At 43.4% G+C, this 610-nt stretch carries 1 protein-coding gene; it reads right to left on the bottom strand.

Features of this window, described 5'->3' with window-relative positions; translation table 11 throughout:
* Window positions 1-135: 135 nt before the first annotated feature.
* Window positions 136-519, bottom strand: coding sequence for a hypothetical protein (locus Q1A54_RS20310; protein WP_299991877.1), 384 nt, complete (start codon window positions 517-519; stop codon window positions 136-138).
* Window positions 520-610 lie beyond the last annotated feature (91 nt).

Below are 610 nucleotides of genomic sequence, written 5' to 3'. Positions count from 1 at the left end.
ATGCGAGACCCGCTTGTACAGTGGTGTGAGAGGCGCACCCCGTCAGCTAACGCTGACGGGGCCGTCTACTCGATTGGCGGCAGTAATTTTTGCTAGTACCACCTATTGCTATCAAACAGCAATCAAATTTTATATCTATTTGTTGGTACTGTCGCAGTTAAAGCTAATGTCTATGGTATTACTCAAGTCTTCTTCTCCATAGTAGACTCTCGTTTCTCCTTCCCCCTTCCTAATAAAATAGCCTACCTCCAGTGCATCATAAAGCTCTCTGTTCCAGTGATAGGTCAGGTCGAATTTCGAATACGTCCCATTTTTGTTTTCTACTTGCACAATCTGATAGTTGTGATTTTGACTATCAACATACTTGCTGATGACTTTACCGTCAGCGCTGGTTGATGTGAATTTTTCATAGTTATAACAGCTTGCATCAAAGACAGAATCTGTGTTGATGATAATGAGCACCGCTATCATTATGCATGCAATCATCGCGAAGACAAACACGTTAACTTTTTTCATCATTCAATATTACCGACAACGGACTTGGCCATAAGGCGGCGTAGCTGGCTTATGGGTGTGGTGTGCGCCCAGTATGGGCACCTGATACTAAAGG

It is taken from the genome of uncultured Pontibacter sp. (genome assembly GCF_947502515.1).
GTDB lineage: Bacteria > Bacteroidota > Bacteroidia > Cytophagales > Hymenobacteraceae > Pontibacter.
The sequence above is the reverse complement of the archived record's forward strand: the minus strand, read 5'-3'. Positions and strand labels throughout refer to the sequence as shown.

What these genes read in the sequence shown, in the direction of transcription:
- Q1A54_RS20310 (WP_299991877.1), bottom strand. Translation starts at nt 519, where the DNA reads ATGATGAAAAAAGTTAACGTGTTTGTCTTCGCGATGATTGCATGCATA.